A 23,233-nucleotide genomic window follows, 5' to 3' on the forward strand; every position below is an offset into this window, starting at 1 on the left:
GATAGCAACCGCGCCGGCCCCGGTCACGCGCCGTGCGTCACCGCACGAACCGCTCGCGATAACCCTGCGGCGACACGCCCAGCACGCGCACGAAACTGCGCCGCAGCGTCTCCTCCGAACCGAAGCCGCAACGCGCGGCGATCCGCTTGACGGGCCATGCCGTTTCGCCGAGCAGGCGCTGCGCAGCCTCGACACGGATCTGCTCGACCGCTCGCGCGGGCGTACGGCCGGTTCCCGCCCGATAGTGGCGCACGAAGCTGCGCTCGCTCATGCTTACGCGCCCGGCCAGCGCGGGCACCGACAGGTCGGCCGTCAGGTGCTCGGCCATCCATGCGTGCAGTTCGCCGAACCGGTCGTCGGTGCGTTGCATCGACAGCATCGCGCTGAACTGAGCCTGTCCGCCGGGGCGCTTCAGGAACACGACGAGTTCGCGTGCGACGTCGAGCGCGGTCGCGCGCCCGAGATCCTCCTCGACCAGCGCGAGCGCGAGATCGATGCCGGCCGTCACGCCGGCCGACGTCCACAGCGCGCCTTCGCGGATGAAGATCGGGTCGGATTCGACGCGCACGTTCGGGTAACGCGCCGCGAATTCGTCGCAGCGCGCCCAGTGCGTGACCGCGCGCCGCCCGTCGAGCAGGCCGGCCTCGGCGAGCAGGAACGCGCCGGTGCAAACCGACGCCACGCGCCGTGCGCGCCCGGCCTGCTGCCGCACCCAGCGCACCACCCGCGCATCCTTCGACGCCGCATGCACGCCCTTGCCGCCGGCAACGATCAGCGTATCGGGATGGCGCGCGGCCGAGCGCAGCGACTCGGCCATCACGACGAGGCCCGACGACGTTTCGACGGGCCCCGCTTCGACAGCGACGACGCGCGGCGCATACGGCGCCGGCTGCCCGCGCTCCAGCGCGAGTTCGTTGACGGAGGCGAACACCTGCAGCGGCCCCGTCACGTCGAGCAGTTGTGCACGCGGGAACGCGAGGACCAGGATCGAGCGCGGGGCGGCAGGCATGGCGATTGGCTGAAAACGTGGGTGATATGGCAATTTCGCCAAACACTACGCGCCTAAAATCGATCTGTCCATCCCGTGCCGGCGACGGCGCATGTCACTTCCACACGGAGTTTTCGCATGACCCTGCACATCGGCCTGCTCGTGTTTCCGGGCGTCCAGCAACTCGACCTCACCGGCCCGCACGACGTGCTCGCGTCGCTGCCCGACGCGGCCGTCCATCTGGTCTGGAAATCGCGCGACGCGGTCGCGTCGAGCAGCGGCCTCGCGCTCGCGCCGACCTGCACGTTCGACGACTGCCCGCCGCTCGACGTGATCTGCATTCCGGGCGGGATCGGAATCAACGAGTTGCTGCTCGATGCCGACACGATCGCGTTCGTGCAGGAACGCGCGGCCACCGCGCGCTACGTGACGTCGGTCTGCACGGGCGCGCTGCTGCTCGGCGTGGCCGGCCTGCTGCGCGGTCGGCGCGCGACGACGCACTGGGCGTTCCACGCGCTGCTCGAACCGTTGGGCGCGGTGCCCGTGCGCGCGCGCGTCGTGCGCGACGGCAACCTGATCACCGGCGGCGGCGTGACGGCCGGCATCGACTTCGCGCTGACGATCGCCGCGGAACTGGCCGGCGACGAAGAAGCGCAGGCGATTCAGCTGCAGCTCGAATATGCGCCCGCACCGCCGTTCGACGCCGGTTCGCCCGACACCGCGCCGGCCTTGGTCGTGAAGCGCGTCACCGAACGCTCGGCGGCCGGCTTCGCGAAGCGCAAGGCGATCGTCGAGCAGGCACTGCGCGCGATGTCGCGCTGAATGCGGACCCCGGGGAACCCATCGATGAACATCATCCGGAGTACGAAATTCACGGCGGAGCGCGCGTGGGGCGCGCTCGACATCGCGAACCTGAACGGCATCACGGTCCGGCTGCACTGGACCGACGCGCCCTATCGATGGCACGTGAACGATGGCGAGGAGGTATTCGCGGTGCTCGACGGCCGTGTCGAAATGCGCTACCGCGAAGCCGGCGTCGAGCACGCGACGGTGCTCGAGACAGGTGACGTGTTCCACGCGACGGCCGGTACCGAGCATGTCGCGCATCCGCTCGGCGTGGCACGCATCCTCGTGATCGAAACCGAAGGCAGCGTCTGACGGCTGGCGGCGGCACATCGAGAACGCGTGGATGGGCACCGCATCCGCGCGCCGGGTTTCAGCCCGAAATCGTCCCCGTTCCCTGCGACGGAATCAGTTTCGGCAGCGGCGTGCAGGCGCACTGACACAGGTCGAGTTCGAGCGCGACGACCTTGCCCATCACGGTCATCGTCCGCTCGCCGCCGTCCGACACGATCACGCCCGTCGTCTTGCATGCGGCGCAGAACACCGGTGCGCCGAGATAGGCGAGTTCGCGTCCGTCGAACGACGCATTGGCGATCCCTTCGAGCACCACGCCGCCATGGTCGGTCGTGTCGCCCTTCAGAATGAATTTGCGGCTCATGATGTCGGTTCTTCCCTCGGAAACGCGCCGCAACGCGACAGCGCGGCCGCGCACGGGCAATCGGAATCCGCCCGTCGGTCGCGGGCGTCCCGCGAGCTTATCACCGCCAGCGGCACGCGCGTCCGTCAGAATTTGTGCCGCATGCCGATCCGCGCCTCGAACTGGCGGTCGTTCGCGGACGCGCCGGGGCCGTTGATCGCGGCGACCGCCGCCCGCCCCGTCGAATCGGTGCCCGACGCGCGCTGATAGACGGCGGTCAGGTACACGTCGGTGCGCTTCGACAGGAAGTAGTCGAGTCCCGCCGCGACCTGGTGATAGGTCGCGCCGTCGCGGCCGTTCACGCCACCGCCGCGCGTGTAGTCGTACGCGACACCGCCGAACAGGTAGGGCGTGAACTGGTAGCGCACGCTCGCCTCGACATTGTTGAACACCGCATTGCCGGACACGCCGCCCGGGTTCGGCCCGGACGACAGGTCGCCGAGCTGGCGGAACGACGTGTTCGTGTACATCGCGCCGAACGTCACCGCGCCGATCGCGTACGTGCCGCCCGCCGCCGCGACCTGCAGCGTGCGCGCCGACGCATAGCCGGAATACACGGGCGACAGCATGTTGTTGCCCGGCACGCCGCCCGTGACCGGCGCGGGGCTGCCGGTCGTGCCGAAGAACGACACGTTCGGGTTGCGCGCATTCAGGTAGCCGGCCGCGACCGCGAGCGGCCCGCGCGTGTAGCCGGCCGTCATCGACCACACCTGGTTGCGCGTCGCCGCGCCCGCGATGCCGCCCACGCCGTACATGGCCGCGAAGCGGAATCCGCCGTAGTCGTTGCTCGTGAACTTGATCGCGTTGTTGGTCGAGTTCGCGTTGTTCACGTTGTCGAGGTCGCCGGGGTGCGCAACCATGTAGCCGCCGAACAGCGCGGCGGCCTCGAGCGGCCCGAGGAAGTCGACGTTGGTGTCGTACTGCCGCCCGAGCGTGACGGTGCCGAACGGCCCCGACAGCCCGACGAACGCCTTCTTGCCGAAGATCAGCCCGCCCTGCCCGAGCTTGCCGGTGCTCGGATCGAAGCCGTTCTCGAGCGTGAAGACCGCCGCCAGCCCGCCGCCGAGATCCTCGACGCCGCGCAGCCCCCAGCGGCTCGCCTGCTGCACGCCACCGAGCATCCGCCACGCCGGCTTGCCGCTCACGGTACCGTTCGGGCCGGCGACGGCGAGGTTGCTGGTGTAGGTCAGCCCCTCGTCGATAATGCCGTACAGCGTCACGCTGCTCTGTGCGTGCGCCGCACCCGCGATCAGCGCGACACCCGCGCCTGCCAACAGCCGTTTTTTCATCGGAAGATCTCCATTGCGCGGGTCGAATGGCAAAACGCAGGCGTGCGCGTCCCCCGCAGGCGCGCGGCCTGCTCCGGTGCGAACCGGAACGATCAGGGGTGCATCGGGGAAGACGGCTAGCGCATCGCGTCGGCGACGACCGCCGGCGGGGTCCAGCGGCGGCCAGCCGCGACTTCGTACGCGTGGCCGAACTGCAGCACGCCCCAGTCGTCGCGGTAGCGACCGACGATCTGCATGCCGATCGGCAAACCGGCCGCGCCGAAGCCGCACGGCACCGACAGGATCGGCGCCTCGGTGGACGACAGGTACCAGCACACCCGCATCCAGTCGATGTACGACGTACTCGCGGCGCCCTGCACGTGCGCGGGCGCGCGCAGGTCGACGTCGAACGGCATCACCTGCGTGGTCGGCAGCACGTAGAACGCATGGCGCTGCATGAACGTACGCATCCGCTCGAACAGCCGTGTCTTGCGCACGAACATGCGGCCGAGATCGGCGGCCGTCAGCGAGCGATGCAGCCGGTATTCGTCGTGAATCTCGGGTTTCAGCGCCGCGCGCTGCACATCGTCGAATCCGTCGACCAGCGTGCCGATCATCCATGCGCGCTCGATGCGGAACACGTCCTCCGCATCCGACAGATCGGGATCGTCGAACTCGACTTCACAGCCGAGCGCCGCGAACACGCGCGCCTGCGCGTCGACCGCCTGCTCGATCTCGGGATCGACCGGCACGCCAGGCAAGCCGCGTGACATCGCGATGCGCGTGCCGCGGAAGTCGCGTTCGAGCGGTTGCGCGAAGCGCGCGCCCGGTTCCGCGAGCTCGGTCGCGGTCTCGCCGCTCGGCCCGGCGATCGCTGAAAGCAACAGCGCGGTATCGGCCACGTCGCGCGCCATCGGCCCGTCGACGCCGAGCGTCGTCCAGCCGTTCAGGTCCGGCGCGCGCGGCACCCGGCCCGGCGACGGCCGCAATCCGACGACACTGTTCCAGGCCGCCGGATTGCGCAGCGAGCCGCCCATGTCGCTGCCGCAGGCGAGCGCGTTCATCCCGCACGCGAGCGCGGCCGCAGCGCCGCCGCTGCTGCCGCCCGCGGAACGCGTCAGGTCCCACGGGTTGCGCGTCGCGCCGAACACGTCGTTGAACGTATGCGACCCGGCGCCGAATTCGGGCGTGTTCGACTTGCCGATCGTCAACGCGCCGGCGCTTGCGCAACGGCGCACGACGAGCGCGTCATGCTGCGGCACGTGATCGGCGAACAACGGCGAACCGTAGGTCGTGCGCACGCCGCGCGTCGCGGTGAGATCCTTCTGCGACACCGGCAGCCCGTGCAGCGGCCCCTGCCATTCGCCGCGCATCCAGCGGGCGTCGATGTCACGCGCACGGGCACGCAGCACGTCGGGATCGACGACGGTCACGAGCGCGTTCACGCGCGGGTTGACCGTTGCGATCCGTGCGAGATGCGCGTCGAGCAGGTCGCACGCGCTGATCCGGCGCGTCTTCAGCAGGTCGAGCATCGTGCGGGCTGGCAGGTCGCACAGGTCGCCGGCCGTGACGTCGGCGGGCGGGGACGAAAGCGAAACGGTGGCGGTCATACGGTTCGGAGCGAAGAGGAAAGAAGGAAGCGGCGGCGATCACGCATCGTGTTCGCTGCGATCCGACGCGAACGCGAGCGCGACGAGCGACAGCACGCCGCAGACGATCACGTACCACGCGGGCGCCGCGGGATTGCCGGTCGCGCCGATCATCCACGTGACGATGAATTGCGCGAAGCCGCCGAAGATCGACACGCCGCCCGCATACGCAATCGACAGCGCGGTGGCGCGCGTGCTCTTCGGGAACAGCTCGGCGAGGATCACGCCGTTCGCGCCGGCGTTGACCGAATGCAGCGCGGCCAGCAGCATCACGACCGCATACATCGTCGCGATCGACGGCACCGCGCGGATCAGCCAGAAGCCCGGCAGGATCAGCACGGTCAGCGCGATGCGCGACCACAGTGCGACGCGCTTGCTGCCGATGCGGTCCGACAGCCGCCCGCCGACGGGCGCCGCGACGAACATCACCGCGCCGGACAGGATCCCGCACCACAGCGCGGTATCCATCGGCAGGTGCAGCACCTTGATCGCGTACGTCGACATGTAATACAGCACGATGAAGTGCGCGGCCGTGCCGCCGACCACGAGGCCGAGCGCGGTCAGCACCGCGCCGCCGTCGCGCCGCAGCACGGTGCCGAGCACCGCCGACGAGCGCCGCGCGGCGGCGGCCGGCGCGTGCTGCTCGATCGCGCTGAAGCGTGCGCGCAGGTAGAGGCCGATCGGCGCGATCAGCACGCCCAGCAGGAACGGCACGCGCCAGCCCCACGATTCGAGCGAGGCGGTATCGAGGCAATACGACAGCAGGAAGCCGACGAACGAGCCGGCCAGCGCCGCGGCGCCCTGGCTCGCGAACTGCCAGCTCGTGTAGTAGCCGCGCTCGCCGGCTGGCGCGCGCTCGGCGAGCAGCGACGTCGATACGCCGACCTCGCCACCGGCCGAAAAACCCTGCAGCAGCCGCGCGACGACGACCAGCACGGGCGCCGCGATGCCGATCTGCGCATAGGTCGGCAGCACGCCGATCATCCCGGTGCCGATCGCCATCGTGACGAGCGTGAGGTTCATCGCGGGCACGCGGCCGAAGCGGTCGGCGACGAGCCCGATCGCGACGCCGCCGACCGGCCGCGCGATGAAGCCGACGCCGAAGGTCGCGACCGACATCAGCAACTGCTGCTGCGCGGAGACCGCCGGGAAAAACAGTTTGCCGAGCAGCACCGCGAAGAAGCTGAACACGGTGAGGTCGAAAAATTCGAGGCCGTTGCCGATCGTGATGGCGACGATCAACTGACGATTGGACGGGGATGCGGCAACGTCGCCGACATGCCCGCCGAACATGCTGTCCGCTCGGGGCGCCTTCATGAAGGTGTGTCTCCGTACTGGTTGTGCGTATCGTGTGCGCGGCCCGTTCGACGGCCTGCGCATGCAGTCTAGGCATTCAAAATACGCAGCCCGGAGCGACATTTTTCGATCGTGATAACGCACGGTTATCACGTGCTTTCCACGCGGCGGCGCGGTGTAGGATACGAACGTCGCCACTGCCGCCGCGCCCCGCCACGCCGTGAAACACCACCAGCTCCGGGCACTTGCCGCCATCGCCGAACACGGCAGCCTGCGCGCGGCCGCGCGCGCGATCCACCTGTCGCAGCCCGCTTTGACAAAGGCGATCCGCGAACTCGAACTCGATCTCGGCGTGCCGCTCGTCACGCGCAACGCGCGCGGCGCGCAGCTCACGCGTTTCGGGCAGGCCGTCTACGCACGCGCGCGGCTGATCCTCGCGGAGATGCAGCACGCGCGCGACGATGTGATCCAGTTGTCGGGCGGCAAGGAAGGTGCGCTCGCATGCGCGCTGACGCCGCTGATGTCGCTCGGCTTCCTGCCCGCCGCGCTCGACGCATTCCGCCAGCGGATGCCGACGATCCGCCTCGACGTGCGCGAAGGGTTTCTCGACACCGCGCTGCCGCGGCTGCGCGACGGCTCGCTCGACTTCGTGATTGCGATCGTCGACGCGACACGGCTGTCGCCGGAATTCACGTTCCGGCCGCTGCTCGAATCCGAACTGATCCTGATGACGCGCGCAAGCAATCCGCTGCGTCACTGCACGTCGCTCGCGCAGCTGCAGGATGCGCAGTGGATCCTCAATACGTCACCGGAAAGCATCGGCCGGCTGCTGCAGGACGTGTTCGTCGCGCACGGCTATCCGGCGCCGCAGCCGATCGTCGAATGCACGTCGTTCAGCGCGGCGTTTTCGCTGTCGGTGCATACCGACACCGTGTCGTGCGTGCCGAAGCGCTTCATGGAAGTCGACTGGATTCGCGAGCGGATGGTCGCGATCGACGTGAAAGAAACGATTCCGGCCGTGTCGGTCGGCGTGCTCACGCGCCGTGACGCGCTGAACACGATTGCCTGCGACTACCTGATCCACTGCTTCGTCGAGGCCGTGCGCCGGCACGATCGCGCGAAGCTGCTGTGGCGGTAGCGCCGTCGCTCAGACGAACAGCGCGATGCACAGCGCGGCGCCGCACAGATACGTGCCGAGCGCGCCGATGAAACGCACGGGATTCGGGTTGGCCATCGTCGGCCACGCGAGCAATCCGATCACCAGCAGGCAGCGGCACACGGTTGCCGCGACGATCAGCGCGAGGATTCCGCGCGACGGATCGTGCGCGCCGGAATAGAGAAACAGCACCGCGAGAAACGGCGCGTATTCGGCCGTGTTGCCGTGCGCACGCACGACCTTGTGCAGCCCGTTCTCCGGATCGGGCGCACACCCGCTTCCGGTGGTGTGCCGAAAGCGCGTGACGGACACGACGAGCCCGAGCCCGAACAGCAGCAGCCCGAGGATGGCCGTGCACACGAGCGCGACGGGATGGATCGTCATGAGACTCCGGGCGTCAGCGGAAATGCGCCGCACATCCGGCGATCCTACTCGCCGCCGGCGCGCGCGGCTATCGCGGAAACCCGTAGCGCCGCCATGCGGCGACGACCATTTCCTGAACGGGTTCCGGCCCGATTTGCAGCGATGCCGCAGCGCACGAAACCGGTGCGTCGTCCGCCAGCCCGGCTGCGCGAGCCTGCCCGCCGGCATCCCTGCCGCGCGGACGCGTCCGCGCCAGACGCGCAAACGTTACGCCGCGACGGCGTGCACCACCGCACCGCAGCGCAGGCTGCCGTGCGTCGCAGGCACGCGCGTTGCATCCACGCATCTCGGTAGTCAACCGCCCTTGGCAGCCCGCTGCGGAGGACTACACTAATCCTTAATGGGGTGCGGCCGGACAACCCGCGCCCTCAGGGAGACGCCGCCATGAATCGGCCGCTGAATCGTATCCTGCCGCGTATGACCGGCCTTGCATCGGTCTGGACGTGGGTCAAGTGGTCTTTGCTCGCCGCACTGCTGATCGCGGTGGCGATCGTTGCGCGGCTCGTGCAGACCGAGATCGAAACGTCCCGGATGCAGGCGCACTACCTGTCCGAGCTCACCCGCGACGTCGGCTACACGGTCGAAACGGGCCCGAGCGATCACATCCGCTTCCCCGCGAACGGCCCGTACGACCAGCGCTTCGGTTACGCGCTGATTCCAGCGTTCCAGCAGCGGCTGCTCGCACGCGGCTTCGTCGTCAGCAAGCAGGCGCGCGATTCGCAGCGGATGCTGTCGCTCGGCGATCGCGGGTTGTTCCTCCCTTACGAAGAGAAAGACCAGACGGGCCTGATGCTGTTCGATTCGACCGGCTCGCCGCTGTTCGCGACCGTGTTCCCGCAGCGCGTCTATGCCGACTTCGACACGGTGCCGCACGTGATCACCGACTCGCTGCTGTTCATCGAGGATCGCTACCTGCTCGACGCGAACGAGCCGAACCGCAACCCGGCGATCGACTGGGGGCGCTTCAGCCGCGCGCTCGCCGACCAGGCGCTGCACGTCGTCAACCGCCATCAGGCGCGCCCGGGCGGCAGCACGCTCGCGACGCAGATCGAGAAGTTCCGCCATTCGCCCGAGGGCCGCACCGCGACGCCGCCGGAGAAGCTGCGGCAGATCGCGTCCGCGTCGGTGCGCGCGTACCTGAACGGCCCGCAGACGATGCTCGCGCGCCGCACGATCGTCGTGCGCTACCTGAACTCGGTGCCGCTCGCCGCGCGGCCGCACATCGGCGAAATCACCGGCATCGGCGACGGTCTCGCCGCATGGTACGGCCGCGACCTCAACGACGTGAACCGGATCCTGTCGGCGCCGACCACCGGCGACAACGTCGACGAACAGGGCAAGACGTTCCGCGAGGTGCTGTCGCTGATCATCGCGCAACGCGCGCCGTCGTACTTCCTCAATCGCGGCTACCCGGCGCTGCAGAAGCTGACCGACAGCTACCTGCGGCTGCTGTCGACCGGCGGCGTGATCTCGCCGGCGCTGCGCGATGCCGCGCTCGCCGCGCAGATCGAACGCAGCGCGCCGCCGGCCGCCGCACACGTGCAGTCGTTCGTGTCGCGCAAGGCGGTGACGTCCGCGCGCGCGTCGCTGCTGTCGGCGCTCGGCATCAGCGACCTGTACCAGCTCGACCAGCTCGACCTGCAGGCGACGAGCACGCTCGACAACGGCGTGCAGCAGGCCGTCGCCGCACGGCTCGCGCTGGCGTCGACGCGCGACGGCGCGCAGGCCGCCGGGCTGTACGGATTCGAAATGCTCGCGCCGAAGGACGACCCGTCGCACCTCACGTACAGCTTCACGCTGTACGAGCGCCGCAACGGCGCGAACATGCTGCGCGTGCAGACCGACAGCGTGAACGAGCCGTTCGACGTGAACCGCGGCGGCCGCATCAACCTCGGCTCGACCGCGAAGCTGCGCACGCTGATCACGTACCTGCAGATCGTGTCGCACCTGCATGCGCGTTACGCGAACCTGTCGAACGCGGAGCTTGCGCGCGTGAAGCCCGATCCGATCGACGGGCTGTCGCACTGGGCGCTCGACTACCTGTCGCATACGCGCGACCGCTCGCTGCAGGCGATGCTCGACGCGGCCGTCGAACGCAAGTACTCGGCGAGCCCCGACGTGTTCTACACGGGCGGCGGCGCGCAGGTGTTCTCGAACTTCGAAAAGTCGGACAACGGCCGCATCCTGACGCTGCACGCGGCGTTCGAGCACTCGGTCAACCTGGTGTTCGTGCGGCTGATGCGCGACATCGTCCACTACGAGACGCTGCAGGCGGCCGGCCCGTCGTCGTCGTGGCTCAACGATCCCGTGCAGCGCCAGCACTACCTGCAGCAGTTCGTCGACGGCGAAAGCCAGGTCTACGTGAAGCGCTACTACACGCGCTATGCGGGCAAGGCGCCCGACGAAGCGCTCGCGCTGATGCTGAAGGACGTGCGCAAGTCGCCGCCGAAGATCGCGACGGTGCTGCGCAGCGTCGCGCCGAACGAATCGCTCGCGTGGTTCGATGCGCAGATGCGCGCGCAGCTGAAGGGCACGCCTGCCGCGTCGCTGTCCGACGACGATCTCGCCGTGCTCTACGCGAAGTACGCGATCGACCGCTTCAACCTCAACGACCGCGGTTATATCGCGAGCGTGCATCCGCTCGCACTGTGGACGCTCAACTACCTGCGCGCGCACCCGGCCGCGCCGCTCGCCGACGTCCAGCGCGACAGCCGCGACGCGCGCTTCTACACGTATTCGTGGCTGTACAAGACGCGATACCACGCGACGCAGGACCGGCGCATCCGCCGCATGGTCGAGCTGCGCGCGTATGCGGAGATCACGAAGTCGTGGCGCGCGCTCGGCTACCCGTTCGCGGAAGTCACGCCGTCCTATGCGGCCGCGATCGGCGCATCGGGCGACCAGCCCGATGCGCTCGCGAAACTGATCGGCCTGATCGCAAACGGCGGCCAGAAGGCGCCGACCGAGACGATCACGCGGCTCGATTTCGCGAAGGGCACGCCGTACGAAACGCGCTTCGTGCGCGCGGCTGCCCAGCCGCAGCCGATGCTGTCGCCGGAAATCGTCAACGTCGCGCACACGCTGCTGCGCGACGTCGTGCTCAACGGCACCGCGCGCCGCCTCGCGGGCGGGCTCACGCTGCCGGACGGCAAGACGCTCGATGTATACGGCAAGACGGGCACGGGCGACCAGCGCTTCAACGTCTATGCGCGTGGCGCGCGCCTGATCGAGTCGCGCAAGGTCAACCGCAGCGGCACCTTCGTGTTCGTGATCGGCGACCGGTTCTTCGGCGTGCTGACGGCGACCGCGCACGAGCCGTACGCAGCCCGCTACGACTTCACGAGCGCGATGGCCGTGCAGTTGCTGAAGTCGATGGCGCCGGCACTCGCGCCGCTGATCGAACGTCCGGCCAACGCCGGCACGCGCACCGCCGGCCCCGCGCCGCAAGCGGAAACGCCTGCGCCGGGCACGGCGGCCGTGCAACCGTCCTGATCGCGGCGCGTGTACGCACGCGCCGGCGCGCCGCTCAGTGCGAGCGGCCGTCGTAGTGCGTGACGGGCAGCGCGTCGAGGTCGACGCCCTCGAGGCAGCGCACGTTGATCGCGGCCATCGCGGTGCCGTTCGGATGGACACCCTCGCCGAACGTGTGAATCCCGCAGCGCTTGCAGAAGCGATGCTGGATCACGTGCTTGTTGAACATGTAGGTCGCGAGATTTTCGTCGGGCGTGAGCACCGTCATGTGATCGCGCGGCACGAACCACATCAGCGCGCCCTTGCGCTGGCAGATCGAGCAGTTGCAGGCCATCACGCCCTGCAGGTCGCCTTCCGCCTCGAACTTCACGTCTCCGCAGTGACAGCTGCCACGATAAAGCATGGTCGTCTCCCGGTGCGGCCCGTGCGCATCGACGGCACCCGGGGCGGAACACCGTTGGCCAGGCCGATCCAAACGCGTACAGTAGCGCTCGCATGCGCCGCACGCAATCTCCGGCGGCGCGCGTCCCGACCCTATCCAACCAAGGAAAACCGTCATGCTCGAACTGCGCCCCGGCTGCGAATGCTGCGACAAGGACCTGCCGCCCGATTCGACGGAAGCACGCATCTGCACGTTCGAATGCACGTTCTGCGCGACCTGCGCCGACGACGTGCTGAAGGGCCGTTGCCCGAACTGCGGCGGCGACCTGGTCGCACGCCCGCGGCGCTCTGCGAGCCTGCTCGCGAAGTACCCGGCGTCGACGGAACGCATCGTCAAGCCGGGCGGCTGCGCGAACGCCTGACGGCGCCTCGCCGCCCGCCCCTTTCCGTCACGACATCTCGATTCGCGCGCGCGTCACCGCGAGCAGCGTCGCCATCGCGCGGCGCGCGCCGTCCTCGTCGCGCACGCGGATCGCGTCGCTGACGGCCACGTGCTCGGCGAGCGACGCGTTGTAGACGTCGGCCCGGCGCGCGTTCAGGTGCAGCTGCGCCTCGAGCGTGCGGTCGATCAGCGCGCCGAGCGGCACCAGCAGCTCGTTGCCGCCGGCCTCGAGCACGCTCAGGTGAAAGCGCAGGTCGGCGCGCACCCATTCGTCGACGTTGCGCGCGGCGGCCATCGCGCGCGCCGCGTCGTCGATCGCGACGAATGCTTCGGGCGTATGCGTACGCGCGGCCAGCGCGGCCGCGTACGGCTCGATCATCTCGCGCATCTCTTGCAGCTTCAGCGCGAACGCGAGCGGCGGCGCGACGCGTGCGTACCAGTCGAGCAGATCGGCATCGAGCAGGTTCCACGCGCGGCGCGGCCGCACGCGCGTGCCGACCTTCGGCCGCGATTCGACCAGCCCCTTCGACGTCAGCGTGCGCAGCGCCTCGCGCATCACCGTGCGGCTCACGCCGTACATCTCCATCAGGTCGGGCTCCCTCGGCAGCAGCGATTCGGGCGGATAGTCGCCGCGCAGGATCGCCGTCGCGAGCCGGAAGGCCGTCTGTCCATGCAGGTCGCGTTGAATGATCGTTCTCCGGTGAGCCGGCAGGCCGGCTGCCCACTATCTGCACAATAATGCTATTAATACTATTTTTTATCGGGCTACGCTAGGATAACCGTGAAAGCACGCGACCGTGCGCCGCGCCCGAGCGGCCGCGCCGGTCAACCATGGAGACTCGCGTCATGAAAATCACCCGCCTCGAAACCTTCGTCGTCCCGCCGCGCTGGCTGTTCCTCAAGATCGAAACCGACGAAGGCATCGTCGGCTGGGGCGAGCCGATCGTCGAAGGCCGCGCGCATACGGTCGAGGCCGCCGTGCAGGAGCTGGCCGATTACCTCGTCGGCCGCGACCCGCTGCTGATCGAGGACCACTGGCAGGTGATGTACCGCGCGGGCTTCTACCGCGGCGGCCCGATCATGATGAGCGCGATCGCCGGCGTCGACCAGGCGCTGTGGGACATCAAGGGCAAGCATCACGGCGTGCCGGTGCACGCGCTGCTGGGCGGCCAGGTGCGCGATCGCATCAAGGTGTATTCGTGGATCGGCGGCGACCGGCCGAGCGACGTCGCGAACAATGCGCGCGCGGTCGTCGAGCGCGGCTTCAAGGCCGTGAAGATGAACGGCTCCGAGGAGCTGCAGATCGTCGATACCTACGACAAGGTCGAACAGGTGATCGCGAACGTCTCGGCCGTGCGCGACGCGGTCGGCCCGCACGTCGGGATCGGCGTCGACTTCCACGGCCGCGTGCACAAGCCGATGGCGAAGGTGCTCGCGAAGGAGCTCGACCCGTACAAGCTGATGTTCATCGAGGAACCGGTGCTGTCGGAGAACGCCGAGGCGCTGCGCGACATCGTCAACCAGACCAACACGCCGATCGCGCTCGGCGAGCGGCTGTACTCGCGCTGGGACTTCAAGCACATCCTCGCGGGCGGCTACGTGGACATCATCCAGCCCGACGCGTCGCACGCCGGCGGCATCACCGAGTGCCGCAAGATCGCGACGCTCGCGGAAAGCTACGACGTCGCGCTCGCGCTGCATTGCCCGCTCGGCCCGATCGCGCTCGCCGCGTGCTTGCAGCTCGACGCGGTCAGCTACAACGCGTTCATCCAGGAACAGAGCCTCGGCATCCACTACAACCAGGGCAACGACCTGCTCGACTACCTGCGCAACCCCGAAGTGTTCCGCTACGAGGATGGCTTCGTCGCGATCCCGCAAGGCCCGGGGCTCGGCATCGACGTCAACGAGGAGAAGGTGCGCGAGATGGCGAAGGCGGGCCACCGCTGGCGCAACCCGGTGTGGCGCCATGCGGACGGCAGCGTCGCCGAGTGGTGATGAAGGAATCGGATGAGCCGGCATGCGCGACGATCACGCCGCGCACCGGCTTCGACACGGCCGCCCGACAGGCGGCCGTTTTTGCTTCTGCGATCCGCGGGGCGTCGACAACGAGCATCGCTACGCTGCCCCGCACGGAACCCGCGGTCAGCCGAGCGCCGCGAACCCCGGCACGCTGAACGACAGCACGGCCGCCGCGATGAACACGCCGATCATCGTCATCCCTTCGAGATGCAGGATGTTGCGGAACGTGTGTGCATCCTCGGTCGACGCGGTGCGGCGCAGGCGCGGCAGCGCCGAGAAGCGGTTCAGGCCGCCGAGCACGAGCGCGAGCGCGACGAGCAGCAGCTTCAGCAGCAACACGCGACCCCACGTACTGCCGTCGAGCGGCGCAAGCGAACCGCCAAGCCCGCGGATCGCGTTGAGCACGCCCGTGCCGAGCACGAACACGACCGCGATGATCGACGTGCGCGACAGGTGCTGGCCGATGCGGATCAGCGCGCCGCGCGCGACCGACGAACCCAGCGTCGGCAGCACCGCGAGCCCGCCCGCGAGCACGAGGCCGCCCCACACGGCCGTCGCGAGCAGGTGCAGCGTGTGCACGCCGACCGCCGCGGACAGCGCGCCCGTATCGGCCGCGTGGCCGAGCGACGCCTTGCCCGCCGCGACCACGATCACCGCGAGCCACAGCACCGCGTGTGCGACCCGGCCGTCCGGCTTCGCGAGCGCGACGAGCGCGAGCAGCACGGCACCGGCGAACGCGACGCTCCACGCGAAGCCCGTGTGCGTCTGCATCAGCATGGTCGGAATCGCGGCGAACGCACCGCCGAGCCCCGAGCCGCTCATCGTCGCGGCCTCGTAGACGAGCCAGCCGAGATCGGCGAGCACCAGCGCCAGCGCCGCCGCGACCAGCGAATGTTGCGCGCGCAGCCACGCCGGATGCGACGGCGCGATGACCGGCCGTGCGCCGTCCTTGCCGAGCCACGCCTTGAGCAGCGCCGAGCCGACCGCCATCGCGAACGCGGCGTCCATCAGCGCCGCGAGCGCGACCTGACCGATCCACAAGCTGTCGAACTTCATCGCGCGCCCCCTCCCGACAGCGACGGGCCGGCAAGGCGGCGGCAACGGAACGGACAGCGTGAGGCAAGCAACGGCACGGTAGAAAACGTCATCGATGAATCCGGAAACGGGAGAAATGACTGGACCAGCGGCGGAGGCGGCGCCGCGCGACCCGCGAGTGTACGGTCTTCGATGGTGAAAACGCACGCCGGTTCACACAGCGGCGCAGCAATGCGCGTCAAATTGTCGCAAGTCGCAAACAGACAGGAACCGATGTCCTTTTGCCAAATAGCCGTCATTACCCATCGATGATAGAATGCCGCGTCGCAGCAGCCCGGCTGTCCTGCCGTCCATGCGCCGAGCCGATCGTAGCCCGGACAAGGTCCCCGACGAATAAACATGGAGTCTCGTGTGTCTTCAAGACGCCTCTTCCGTCCGCTGCTCGCCGTTCTGATGATCGGCGGCGCGGGCCTTATGAGCGCTGCCCAAGCGCAGACCAAGCCCACGGAGCAAGCGCACGCCCAGCAGGCGCCGCTCAAGGCACCCGATACCATGGCCGAGCGCGTGCGCGGCTGTACCGCATGCCACGGCGTTCACGGCCAGGGCACGGACAACGATTATTTCCCGCGTCTTGCCGGCAAGCCGGCCGAGTACCTGTACAACCAGCTCGTCAACTTCCGTGACGGCCGGCGCAAGTACCCGCCGATGAACTACCTGCTGACGTACCTGAACGACGACTACCTGCGCGAAATCGCCGAGCACTTCTCGGCCGAACGTCCGCCGTACCCGACGCCGGCGAAGCCGACGCTGCCGGCCGCGACGCTCGCACGCGGCAAGCAGCTCGTCACGCAGGGCGATCCGTCCCGCAAGCTGCCGGCCTGCGTGGCCTGCCACGGCGCAGGGCTGACCGGCATGCAGCCGGCGATCCCGGGCCTCGTCGGCCTGCACGCCGATTACCTGAGCGCGCAGCTCGGCGCCTGGCGCTCGGGCAACCGCCACGCGAAGGCACCGGATTGCATGCACGACATCGCGTCGAAGCTGTCCGACGAAGACGTGACGGCCGTGACCGCATGGCTCGCCGCACAACCGGCGCCCGCCAACCCCGTGCCGGCCCCGGCGCGTTCGATGAAGACTCCGCTCGCCTGCGGCAGCGAACCGCAATAAGGCAAGGGAGACAGACACAATGAAACGCAAGTCCCTGTTTGCACTCTCGGCCGTCGCGATCGTCGCGGCCGCCGCCCTCGTGCCGGTCCTGTGGCCGGGCAACGACACGCTGCACGGCGCTGCCGCCGTCGCGGCCACGCCGGCCGACCAGGCCGCGCTGATCAAGAAGGGCGAATACCTCGCGCGCGTCGGCGACTGTATCGCGTGCCACACCGTGCGCGGCGGCAAGTCGTTCGCGGGCGGCCTGCCGATGGCGACGCCGTTCGGCACGATGTACACGCCGAACATCACGCCGGACGACCAGAACGGTATCGGCAAGTGGACGTCGGACGACTTCTACCGCGCGATGCACACCGGTCGTTCGAAGGACGGCAGCCTGCTGTATCCTGGCTTCCCGTTCGCGAGCTACACGAAGGTCACGCGCTCGGATTCGGACGCGATCTACGCGTACCTGCGCTCGGTCGCACCGGTATCGGTGCCGAGCCGTCCGCACGAACTGAAGTTCCCGTTCAACAACCGCAACCTGCTGATCGGCTGGCGCACGCTGTTCTTCAAGGAAGGCGAGTACAAGCCGGATCCGACGAAATCGGTCGAATGGAACCGCGGCGCCTACCTCGTCGAAGGCCTCGGCCACTGCTCGATGTGCCACACGTCGATCAACATGATGGGCGGCCCGGTGAGCTCGTCGGCGTTCGCCGGCGGCCTGATCCCGCTGCAGAACTGGTATGCGCCGTCGCTGACGAACGACAAGGAACTCGGCCTCGGCGACTGGCACGTGCAGGAGCTGTCCGACCTGCTGCAGGCCGGCGTGTCGAACAAGGGCGCGGTGTTCGGCCCGATGGCGGACGTGGTCCACAACAGCCTGCAGTACATGACCGACGAAGATACGCGCGCAATGTCGACGTACCTGAAGTCGATCCCGCAGAAGGCTGAAGCGCCGAAGAACATGCAATACGAGCCGTCGAAGCAATTCGGCAACGCGCTGTTCGACCAGGGCAAGAAGATCTACGCGGACAACTGCGCGACCTGCCACGCCGAAACCGGCGCGGGCAAGCCGCCTGCTTATCCGCCGCTCGCGGGCAACCACTCGATCATGATGGAATCGGCAGTCAACCCGATCCGCATGGTGCTGAATGGCGGCTATCCGCCGAGCACGTTCAAGAACCCGCGTCCGTACGGCATGCCGCCGTTCGCGCAGTCGCTGTCGAACCAGGAAGTCGCAGCAGTAGTAACGTACATCCGGATGTCGTGGGGCAACAACGGTACGCCGATCTCGCCACAACAGGTGAGTGACCTGCGTTCCGCGCCGCTTGACTAAATAACGCGTGACGCAAACGGGGCGCGGCTGCGGGAAACCGCAGCCGCGCCCCTTTGCTTTTTGCGACGCCAGTCCCCGCGCGGGCCGCGCGAGGTGTCGCCGATCATAAAACTCAAGAGTGGTATCTATGTCTTTCGAATCTCTCGGCCTGGCCGAACCGCTGGTCAAGGCGGTCAACGAGCTCGGCTACACGTCGCCGACTCCGATCCAGCAGCAGGCGATCCCTGCCGTCCTCGGCGGCGGCGACCTGCTCGCCGGCGCGCAAACCGGCACCGGCAAGACCGCCGGCTTCACGCTGCCGATCCTGCAACGCCTGCACACGTTCTACGCGGACAATCGCGGCGCGAAGCGCGCGGTGCGCGCACTGATCCTCACGCCGACGCGCGAACTCGCCGCGCAGGTCGAGGAAAGCGTCCGGGCATACAGCAAGTACCTGAAGCTGCGCTCGACCGTGATGTTCGGCGGCGTCAGCATCAATCCGCAGATCGATGCGCTCAAGCGCGGCGTCGACATCGTCGTCGCGACGCCGGGCCGCCTGCTCGACCACATGCAGCAGAAGACCATCGACCTGTCGGATCTCGACATCCTCGTGCTCGACGAAGCCGACCGGATGCTCGACATGGGCTTCATCCACGACATCAAGCGCGTGCTCGCGAAGCTGCCGCCGGAGCGCCAGAACCTGCTGTTCTCGGCCACCTTCTCCGATGAAATCAAGGCGCTCGCGGACAGCCTGCTCGATTCGCCCGCGCTGATCGAAGTCGCGCGCCGCAACACGACCGCCGAAAGCGTCGCGCAGAAGATCCACCCGGTCGACCGCGATCGCAAGCGCGAGCTGCTCACGCACCTGATCCGCGAACACAACTGGTTCCAGGTGCTCGTGTTCACGCGTACCAAGCACGGCGCGAACCGGCTCGCCGAACAGCTGACGAAGGACGGCATCAGCGCGATGGCGATCCACGGCAACAAGAGCCAGTCGGCCCGTACGCGCGCGCTGGCCGAGTTCAAGAACAGCACGCTGCAGGTGCTCGTCGCGACCGATATCGCCGCGCGCGGGATCGACATCGACCAGCTGCCGCACGTCGTCAACTTCGACCTGCCGAACGTGCCCGAGGATTACGTGCACCGGATCGGCCGCACGGGCCGCGCAGGCGCGACCGGTGAAGCCGTGTCGCTCGTGTGTGTCGACGAAAAGCAGCTGCTGCGCGACATCGAGCGGCTGATCAAGCGCGAGATTCCGCAGGAAGTGATCGCGGGCTTCGAACCCGATCCGCACGCGAAGCCGGAGCCGATCCAGCAGCGCCGCGGCCAGCAGCAACCGCGCGGCGGTGGCGGTGGCGGCGGCGGCGGCGGCGGCAATCGCCAGCCGCGTGCAGGCGGCTCAGGCCAGCCGGCCGCGAAACGCGAAGGCAACGCGCAACCGAAAACGTCGCAGCAGAAGGCCGCGAAGCCGCGCACGCAAGGCGGTGCCGGCGCCGGCGGGAATAGCGGCGGACGTCCGGCGGGTGGCGGCAACGGCGCACGCCCGGCGAACGGCAATGCCGCGCACCCGAACCGCAACCGCTCGTCGCGCAGCGGCCAGCGCGGTCACTGAAGCCGCGCGGCTGCGCGCCGCAGGTGCTCGACCTGGCGTTGCCAGCGTGCGAGCACCGCCGCGCGCTCCCCTTCCAGCGTGAACGTGACGCCAGTCGCGAGGCGCGCATAGCCGACCCGCTGCGCATCGCCGTGCGCGATCGTCGCAGCGAATCCGGCCAGCCCGCCGAAGTCGCCTTCGAGCGGCATCATCTCCAGTTGCGCCTGAAAGAACGCGCCGTCCGCGACGAGCGTCAACGCGGCCGTGCGCCGTTGCGCGATCGCGCGCGCCGCCCGCGACTGCGGCCATAGCGCAATCAGCAGCGTGCGCGCATCGCGCGCATAGATCTCGCCGACACCGAGCAGCGTCGTGCGCAACTGGCCGTCGTCGGTCGCGACGATCAGCGATGCGGCGATGTCGGCATGACGCTCGAGCGCGGTGCCGTCGAACAGCGAAACGACGGCCGGCGGCCACGCGTCGAACGTCCATTGTTCGAGTGCGTGGCGATGGGTATCGGTCATGATGGCGTGGCTCTGGTGCGGATCGGATGCGAAGGCACCAGCATACGCGCGGCAGGCCGCGCCGAGGCGATCAGCGCAGGAAAACGTGCCGCGTGATCTTCGTGAGCGGATAGTGGACGCCCGGCTGGATCTTCGCGGGCAGGTCGAGCGGCTTGAGCAGCATCTTCACGCACATGTCGGCCGACAGGTTGCGCCGGACGAGCGAATTGATGCGCGCGGCACGCTCGCGGTTGTATTGATTGTCGCCGATGCGATCCGGGTAGCGGATCGCGAACACGTGGCGCAGCGCGATCTCGGAATCCTCGTTCTTGATTTCCATCACGCGGCGCATCAGCGCGCCGAGCACCGCGAGCCGGCCGTTGCCTTCGACCTGGTTGTACTTCTTGAAGAACTTGAAGAAGTGCTTGTAGTGGCGCACTTCGTCGGTGCGGATGTTGTCGGTGATTTCCTTCAGCACCGGCTCGTCCGAGCACTCGTTGATCGCGCGATAGAGCGTGGCCGTGCCGGTCTCGACGACGCAGCGCGCGACCATCTCGAGTGCACGGGTCTTCTCGAACGCCTCGACCGAGCAGGTCTTCGAGTACTCGGCGAAGAAATTCGCGAAGGCGGTATCCCAGTCGAACTCGGGCCATACGTGCGCGATGTACGCCTTCAACGCGCGGCCGTGCTGCAATTCTTCGTGCTCCCATGCATTGTTGAGCCATGCGGAGACTTCCGGATCGTCATTGAAGAATGTGCTCAGATTGCTCGTGTAGAGATCCGAGCCGCTTTCGATGAACGACGACGCGCACAGCAGCAGCAGCAGATCCTCGTTCGCGGCCGCACGCTGACGATCGATCCGGTTCAGGTCGATGTCCTCGATACGCCACGGCATCACATGCGTCGTTTTGGTGTCCATGGTGGTGCGCTCCCAGTCGTCGCGCGGGGGCCGGCCCATGCCTTCGGCACAGGCGCCGACCTTCCCGCAGGCGGCGTTTTACGTCGTTTATAGTGAATTGGTCCGGCCGAACCATCCAGGCATCTTAGCCGGACTTTGATGTTCGTGCTCCAGAGCACTGACCATACCGGACAAGCGCAGTTCCACAGCGTCTGTTGCCGTTCGTTAGACGAGTCCTTCAAACCGCTTGCGCACGTTCGATGGTATGGCCGCGCCAAACGAAACGGGCGGCCATTCGGCCGCCCGTCGGGCACGCAAAACGGAAGCGATCCGTCAGAAACCGGCTGCCAGGCCGTCGCGCCGGCTGTCGCTCGCGGCCACGTAGCCGCGCTCGCGATCGTCGCGGTCGAGACGCCAGATGAACTGCCCCGAGCCGAAATCCATGTAAGGATCGTCGATCGACTTGATCGTATGACCGCGTGCGGCCAGCGCGTCGACGGTCGCGCGATTCATCGTGGATTCGACGTCGAGCGTGAAGTCGCGGTTGACCTTCCAGCGCGGCGCATCGCATGCGGCCTGCGGCTGCTGCCCGTAGCCGAGCATCCGCACGACGGTCTGCAGGTGGCCTTGCGGCTGCATGTCGCCGCCCATCACGCCGAAGCTCATCACGGCCTCGGTGCGGCCGTCGACTTCCTCGGTGACGAACGCGGGGATGATCGTGTGGAACGGCCGCTTGCCGCCCGCGACGACGTTCGGCGAAGCCGGGTCCATCGAGAAGCCCTGCCCGCGGTTCTGCAGCGCGATGCCGGTGCCCGGCACGACGAGCCCCGAACCGAAGCCCATGTAGTTCGACTGGATGAAGCTCACCATCATCCCGCGCTCGTCGGCGGCCGACAGGTAGACCGTGCCGCCCGAATGCGGCCGGCCGGCGCCGAAGTGCGTCGCACGCGCGGGGTCGATCAGCTTCGCGCGCCCGGCGAGATACGCATCGTCGAGCATCTGCTCCGGCGTGACGTCCATCGCGCGCGGATCGGCGACGTAACGATAGACGTCCGCGAACGCGAGCTTCATCGCCTCGATCTGCAGATGCTGCGAGTCGACCGAATCGAGCGGCCAATCGGTCACGCCCGCATGTTCGGCAATCCCCAGCGCGATCAGCGCGGCGATGCCCTGCCCGTTCGGCGGGATCTCGTGAATCGTGTGGCGGCCGAAGCGCTTGCCGATCGGCTCGACCCATTCCGGCCGGTACGCACGCAGGTCGGCTTCGGTCATCGCGCCGCCGCCTTCGCGCGAGAACGCCGCGATGCGCTCGGCGAGCGCGCCTTCGTAGAACGAACGGGCACCGTCCTTCGCGAGCGCGCGCAGCGTCCGTGCATGACCGGGCAGGCACATGCGTTCGCCGACGAGCGGCGCACGGCCGCGCGGCATGAAGGTGTCCGCGAAGCCCGGCAGGCCCTGCAGTTCGGGAACGGCCGCCGCCCACTTGTGCGCGACGATCGGCGGCACCGCATAGCCGCGCTCCGCGATCTCGATCGCCGGCTCGAGCAGGTCCGCGAACGGCAGCGAACCGAACTTCGCATGCAGCGCTTCCCAGCCCGCGATCACGCCCGGCACGGTGACGGTGTCCCAGCCGCGCGTCGGCTTGTTCGCGAAGCCGCGCGCATCCTCGCCGTGGCGCTTGCGGAAGTAGTCGACGTTCCACGCGGCCGGCGCGACCCCCGACGCATTCAGCCCGGACAGCCGCTCACCGTCCCACACGAGCGCGAACGCATCGCCGCCGAGCCCGCACGACACGGGCTCGACGACGGTGATCGCAGCCGCGGCGGCCAGCGCCGCGTCGACCGCATTGCCGCCCTTCCACAGCATCCGCAGCCCGGCCTGCGCGGCCAGCGGGTGCGACGTCGACACGACGTTGCGCGCGAATACCGGAATGCGGGTCGTCGGATACGGGTTGTGCCAGTTGAAGCCAGTCATCGATGCCACCTCGTCGAAAGCTGAATGAACGCGCCCGCATGCGCGGGCAATCCGCCATTGCAGCGCGATCGACGGAATCGCACAAATTCATTTGTCACATGAATCCATGCAATTTCCGCATGAATCGAGCGTCGCCGTGCG

The 23,233-nt window shown here is 68.3% G+C and carries 21 protein-coding genes; 9 read left to right on the top strand and 12 right to left on the bottom strand.

The annotated features are described in order from the left end of the window. Positions 1-37 precede the first annotated feature (37 nt). Positions 38-1,009 carry a GlxA family transcriptional regulator gene (locus OHZ10_RS14385; protein WP_174993156.1) on the bottom strand — a complete coding sequence of 324 codons (972 nt, stop codon included), beginning with the start codon at positions 1,007-1,009 and terminating at the stop codon, positions 38-40. Between the two features lie 117 nt (positions 1,010-1,126). Between OHZ10_RS14385 and OHZ10_RS14390 the strand changes: the two genes are divergently transcribed. After that, a complete protein-coding gene (locus OHZ10_RS14390; RefSeq protein ID WP_342702833.1) occupies positions 1,127-1,810 on the top strand; it encodes a DJ-1/PfpI family protein in 684 nt (227 codons plus the stop codon). A 24-nt stretch (positions 1,811-1,834) separates the two neighbouring features. Beyond that, on the top strand, positions 1,835-2,146 hold the full coding sequence (locus OHZ10_RS14395) for a cupin domain-containing protein (RefSeq protein WP_256085244.1): 312 nt from the start codon (positions 1,835-1,837) through the stop codon (positions 2,144-2,146). Between the two features lie 58 nt (positions 2,147-2,204). Here OHZ10_RS14395 and OHZ10_RS14400 read toward each other — a convergent pair whose 3' ends face one another. The 4 genes from OHZ10_RS14400 to OHZ10_RS14415 all read right to left on the bottom strand — a co-directional run bounded on the left by OHZ10_RS14400 (position 2,205) and on the right by OHZ10_RS14415 (position 6,762). After that, positions 2,205-2,489: a PAAR domain-containing protein gene (locus OHZ10_RS14400; protein ID WP_342702836.1), complete on the bottom strand. Its 285-nt coding sequence runs from the start codon at positions 2,487-2,489 to the stop codon at positions 2,205-2,207. A 125-nt stretch (positions 2,490-2,614) separates the two neighbouring features. Next, a complete protein-coding gene (locus tag OHZ10_RS14405) occupies positions 2,615-3,817 on the bottom strand; it encodes a porin (protein ID WP_174993160.1) in 1,203 nt (400 codons plus the stop codon). Between the two features lie 116 nt (positions 3,818-3,933). Then, a complete protein-coding gene (locus OHZ10_RS14410) occupies positions 3,934-5,406 on the bottom strand; it encodes an amidase (protein WP_081051794.1) in 1,473 nt (490 codons plus the stop codon). A gap of 39 nt (positions 5,407-5,445) precedes the next feature. Continuing rightward, positions 5,446-6,762, bottom strand: a complete 1,317-nt coding sequence (locus OHZ10_RS14415; protein ID WP_174993162.1) for an MFS transporter — start codon at positions 6,760-6,762, stop codon at positions 5,446-5,448. A gap of 199 nt (positions 6,763-6,961) precedes the next feature. Here OHZ10_RS14415 and OHZ10_RS14420 point away from each other — a divergent pair, with 199 nt between their 5' ends. Then, positions 6,962-7,879 carry a LysR substrate-binding domain-containing protein gene (locus tag OHZ10_RS14420; RefSeq protein WP_059233281.1) on the top strand — a complete coding sequence of 306 codons (918 nt, stop codon included), beginning with the start codon at positions 6,962-6,964 and terminating at the stop codon, positions 7,877-7,879. A 9-nt stretch (positions 7,880-7,888) separates the two neighbouring features. Here OHZ10_RS14420 and OHZ10_RS14425 read toward each other — a convergent pair whose 3' ends face one another. Then, on the bottom strand, positions 7,889-8,281 hold the full coding sequence (locus tag OHZ10_RS14425) for an MAPEG family protein (RefSeq protein ID WP_342702839.1): 393 nt from the start codon (positions 8,279-8,281) through the stop codon (positions 7,889-7,891). A gap of 423 nt (positions 8,282-8,704) precedes the next feature. Between OHZ10_RS14425 and OHZ10_RS14430 the strand changes: the two genes are divergently transcribed. Further along, a complete protein-coding gene (locus OHZ10_RS14430; RefSeq protein WP_342702841.1) occupies positions 8,705-11,812 on the top strand; it encodes a transglycosylase domain-containing protein in 3,108 nt (1,035 codons plus the stop codon). Positions 11,813-11,846: 34 nt separating this feature from the next. Here OHZ10_RS14430 and OHZ10_RS14435 read toward each other — a convergent pair whose 3' ends face one another. Beyond that, entirely contained in the window at positions 11,847-12,194 is a 348-nt protein-coding gene (locus tag OHZ10_RS14435; RefSeq protein ID WP_059233278.1) for a GFA family protein, read from the bottom strand. A 154-nt stretch (positions 12,195-12,348) separates the two neighbouring features. On the opposite strand from OHZ10_RS14435, the gene OHZ10_RS14440 reads away from it, so the two are divergent. After that, entirely contained in the window at positions 12,349-12,594 is a 246-nt protein-coding gene (locus OHZ10_RS14440) for a DUF1272 domain-containing protein (RefSeq protein WP_059233277.1), read from the top strand. A 27-nt stretch (positions 12,595-12,621) separates the two neighbouring features. On the opposite strand, the gene OHZ10_RS14445 is transcribed toward OHZ10_RS14440, so the two are convergent. Further along, positions 12,622-13,326, bottom strand: a complete 705-nt coding sequence (locus tag OHZ10_RS14445; RefSeq protein ID WP_059233276.1) for a FadR/GntR family transcriptional regulator — start codon at positions 13,324-13,326, stop codon at positions 12,622-12,624. Between the two features lie 134 nt (positions 13,327-13,460). On the opposite strand from OHZ10_RS14445, the gene dgoD reads away from it, so the two are divergent. Next, entirely contained in the window at positions 13,461-14,609 is a 1,149-nt protein-coding gene (gene dgoD, locus OHZ10_RS14450; protein ID WP_342702844.1) for a galactonate dehydratase, read from the top strand. Positions 14,610-14,756: 147 nt separating this feature from the next. Here the strand turns inward: dgoD and OHZ10_RS14455 are convergent, their stop codons facing one another. Then, positions 14,757-15,689 (bottom strand): CopD family protein, encoded by a 933-nt coding sequence (locus OHZ10_RS14455; protein ID WP_342702845.1) that lies wholly within the window; start codon positions 15,687-15,689, stop codon positions 14,757-14,759. A gap of 378 nt (positions 15,690-16,067) precedes the next feature. Here OHZ10_RS14455 and OHZ10_RS14460 point away from each other — a divergent pair, with 378 nt between their 5' ends. The 3 genes from OHZ10_RS14460 to OHZ10_RS14470 all read left to right on the top strand — a co-directional run bounded on the left by OHZ10_RS14460 (position 16,068) and on the right by OHZ10_RS14470 (position 19,741). Further along, complete coding sequence (locus OHZ10_RS14460; protein ID WP_034189042.1) at positions 16,068-16,832, top strand: c-type cytochrome; 765 nt, start codon at positions 16,068-16,070, stop codon at positions 16,830-16,832. Between the two features lie 19 nt (positions 16,833-16,851). Continuing rightward, positions 16,852-18,150 (top strand): c-type cytochrome, encoded by a 1,299-nt coding sequence (locus tag OHZ10_RS14465; RefSeq protein WP_059233273.1) that lies wholly within the window; start codon positions 16,852-16,854, stop codon positions 18,148-18,150. A gap of 127 nt (positions 18,151-18,277) precedes the next feature. Beyond that, the gene (locus OHZ10_RS14470; protein WP_342702846.1) at positions 18,278-19,741 is read left to right on the top strand and encodes a DEAD/DEAH box helicase; all 1,464 of its coding nucleotides are present in this window, start codon (positions 18,278-18,280) and stop codon (positions 19,739-19,741) included. Here the strand turns inward: OHZ10_RS14470 and OHZ10_RS14475 are convergent. The 3 genes from OHZ10_RS14475 to OHZ10_RS14485 form a co-directional block, all read right to left on the bottom strand. After that, the gene (locus OHZ10_RS14475; protein ID WP_059233271.1) at positions 19,735-20,241 is read right to left on the bottom strand and encodes a hypothetical protein; all 507 of its coding nucleotides are present in this window, start codon (positions 20,239-20,241) and stop codon (positions 19,735-19,737) included. The two genes, OHZ10_RS14470 and OHZ10_RS14475, sit on opposite strands and share 7 nt — an antisense overlap. A 70-nt stretch (positions 20,242-20,311) precedes the next feature. Continuing rightward, entirely contained in the window at positions 20,312-21,139 is an 828-nt protein-coding gene (locus OHZ10_RS14480) for a ferritin-like domain-containing protein (protein WP_059233270.1), read from the bottom strand. 312 nt (positions 21,140-21,451) lie between these two features. After that, on the bottom strand, positions 21,452-23,092 hold the full coding sequence (locus OHZ10_RS14485) for a gamma-glutamyltransferase family protein (RefSeq protein WP_342702848.1): 1,641 nt from the start codon (positions 23,090-23,092) through the stop codon (positions 21,452-21,454). Positions 23,093-23,233: the final 141 nt, after the last annotated feature.

The organism is Burkholderia arboris (genome assembly GCF_038723655.1).
GTDB lineage: Bacteria > Pseudomonadota > Gammaproteobacteria > Burkholderiales > Burkholderiaceae > Burkholderia > Burkholderia arboris.

What these genes read in the sequence shown, in the direction of transcription:
- OHZ10_RS14405 (WP_174993160.1), bottom strand. Translation starts at nt 3,817, where the DNA reads ATGAAAAAACGGCTGTTGGCAGGCGCGGGTGTCGCGCTGATCGCGGGT.
- OHZ10_RS14465 (WP_059233273.1), top strand. Translation starts at nt 16,852, where the DNA reads ATGAAACGCAAGTCCCTGTTTGCACTCTCGGCCGTCGCGATCGTCGCG.
- OHZ10_RS14485 (WP_342702848.1), bottom strand. Translation starts at nt 23,092, where the DNA reads ATGACTGGCTTCAACTGGCACAACCCGTATCCGACGACCCGCATTCCG.
- dgoD (WP_342702844.1), top strand. Translation starts at nt 13,461, where the DNA reads ATGAAAATCACCCGCCTCGAAACCTTCGTCGTCCCGCCGCGCTGGCTG.
- OHZ10_RS14385 (WP_174993156.1), bottom strand. Translation starts at nt 1,009, where the DNA reads ATGCCTGCCGCCCCGCGCTCGATCCTGGTCCTCGCGTTCCCGCGTGCA.
- OHZ10_RS14460 (WP_034189042.1), top strand. Translation starts at nt 16,068, where the DNA reads ATGGAGTCTCGTGTGTCTTCAAGACGCCTCTTCCGTCCGCTGCTCGCC.
- OHZ10_RS14425 (WP_342702839.1), bottom strand. Translation starts at nt 8,281, where the DNA reads ATGACGATCCATCCCGTCGCGCTCGTGTGCACGGCCATCCTCGGGCTG.
- OHZ10_RS14410 (WP_081051794.1), bottom strand. Translation starts at nt 5,406, where the DNA reads ATGACCGCCACCGTTTCGCTTTCGTCCCCGCCCGCCGACGTCACGGCC.
- OHZ10_RS14480 (WP_059233270.1), bottom strand. Translation starts at nt 21,139, where the DNA reads ATGGACACCAAAACGACGCATGTGATGCCGTGGCGTATCGAGGACATC.
- OHZ10_RS14440 (WP_059233277.1), top strand. Translation starts at nt 12,349, where the DNA reads ATGCTCGAACTGCGCCCCGGCTGCGAATGCTGCGACAAGGACCTGCCG.
- OHZ10_RS14400 (WP_342702836.1), bottom strand. Translation starts at nt 2,489, where the DNA reads ATGAGCCGCAAATTCATTCTGAAGGGCGACACGACCGACCATGGCGGC.
- OHZ10_RS14435 (WP_059233278.1), bottom strand. Translation starts at nt 12,194, where the DNA reads ATGCTTTATCGTGGCAGCTGTCACTGCGGAGACGTGAAGTTCGAGGCG.
- OHZ10_RS14390 (WP_342702833.1), top strand. Translation starts at nt 1,127, where the DNA reads ATGACCCTGCACATCGGCCTGCTCGTGTTTCCGGGCGTCCAGCAACTC.
- OHZ10_RS14430 (WP_342702841.1), top strand. Translation starts at nt 8,705, where the DNA reads ATGAATCGGCCGCTGAATCGTATCCTGCCGCGTATGACCGGCCTTGCA.
- OHZ10_RS14415 (WP_174993162.1), bottom strand. Translation starts at nt 6,762, where the DNA reads ATGAAGGCGCCCCGAGCGGACAGCATGTTCGGCGGGCATGTCGGCGAC.
- OHZ10_RS14470 (WP_342702846.1), top strand. Translation starts at nt 18,278, where the DNA reads ATGTCTTTCGAATCTCTCGGCCTGGCCGAACCGCTGGTCAAGGCGGTC.
- OHZ10_RS14395 (WP_256085244.1), top strand. Translation starts at nt 1,835, where the DNA reads ATGAACATCATCCGGAGTACGAAATTCACGGCGGAGCGCGCGTGGGGC.
- OHZ10_RS14455 (WP_342702845.1), bottom strand. Translation starts at nt 15,689, where the DNA reads ATGAAGTTCGACAGCTTGTGGATCGGTCAGGTCGCGCTCGCGGCGCTG.
- OHZ10_RS14475 (WP_059233271.1), bottom strand. Translation starts at nt 20,241, where the DNA reads ATGACCGATACCCATCGCCACGCACTCGAACAATGGACGTTCGACGCG.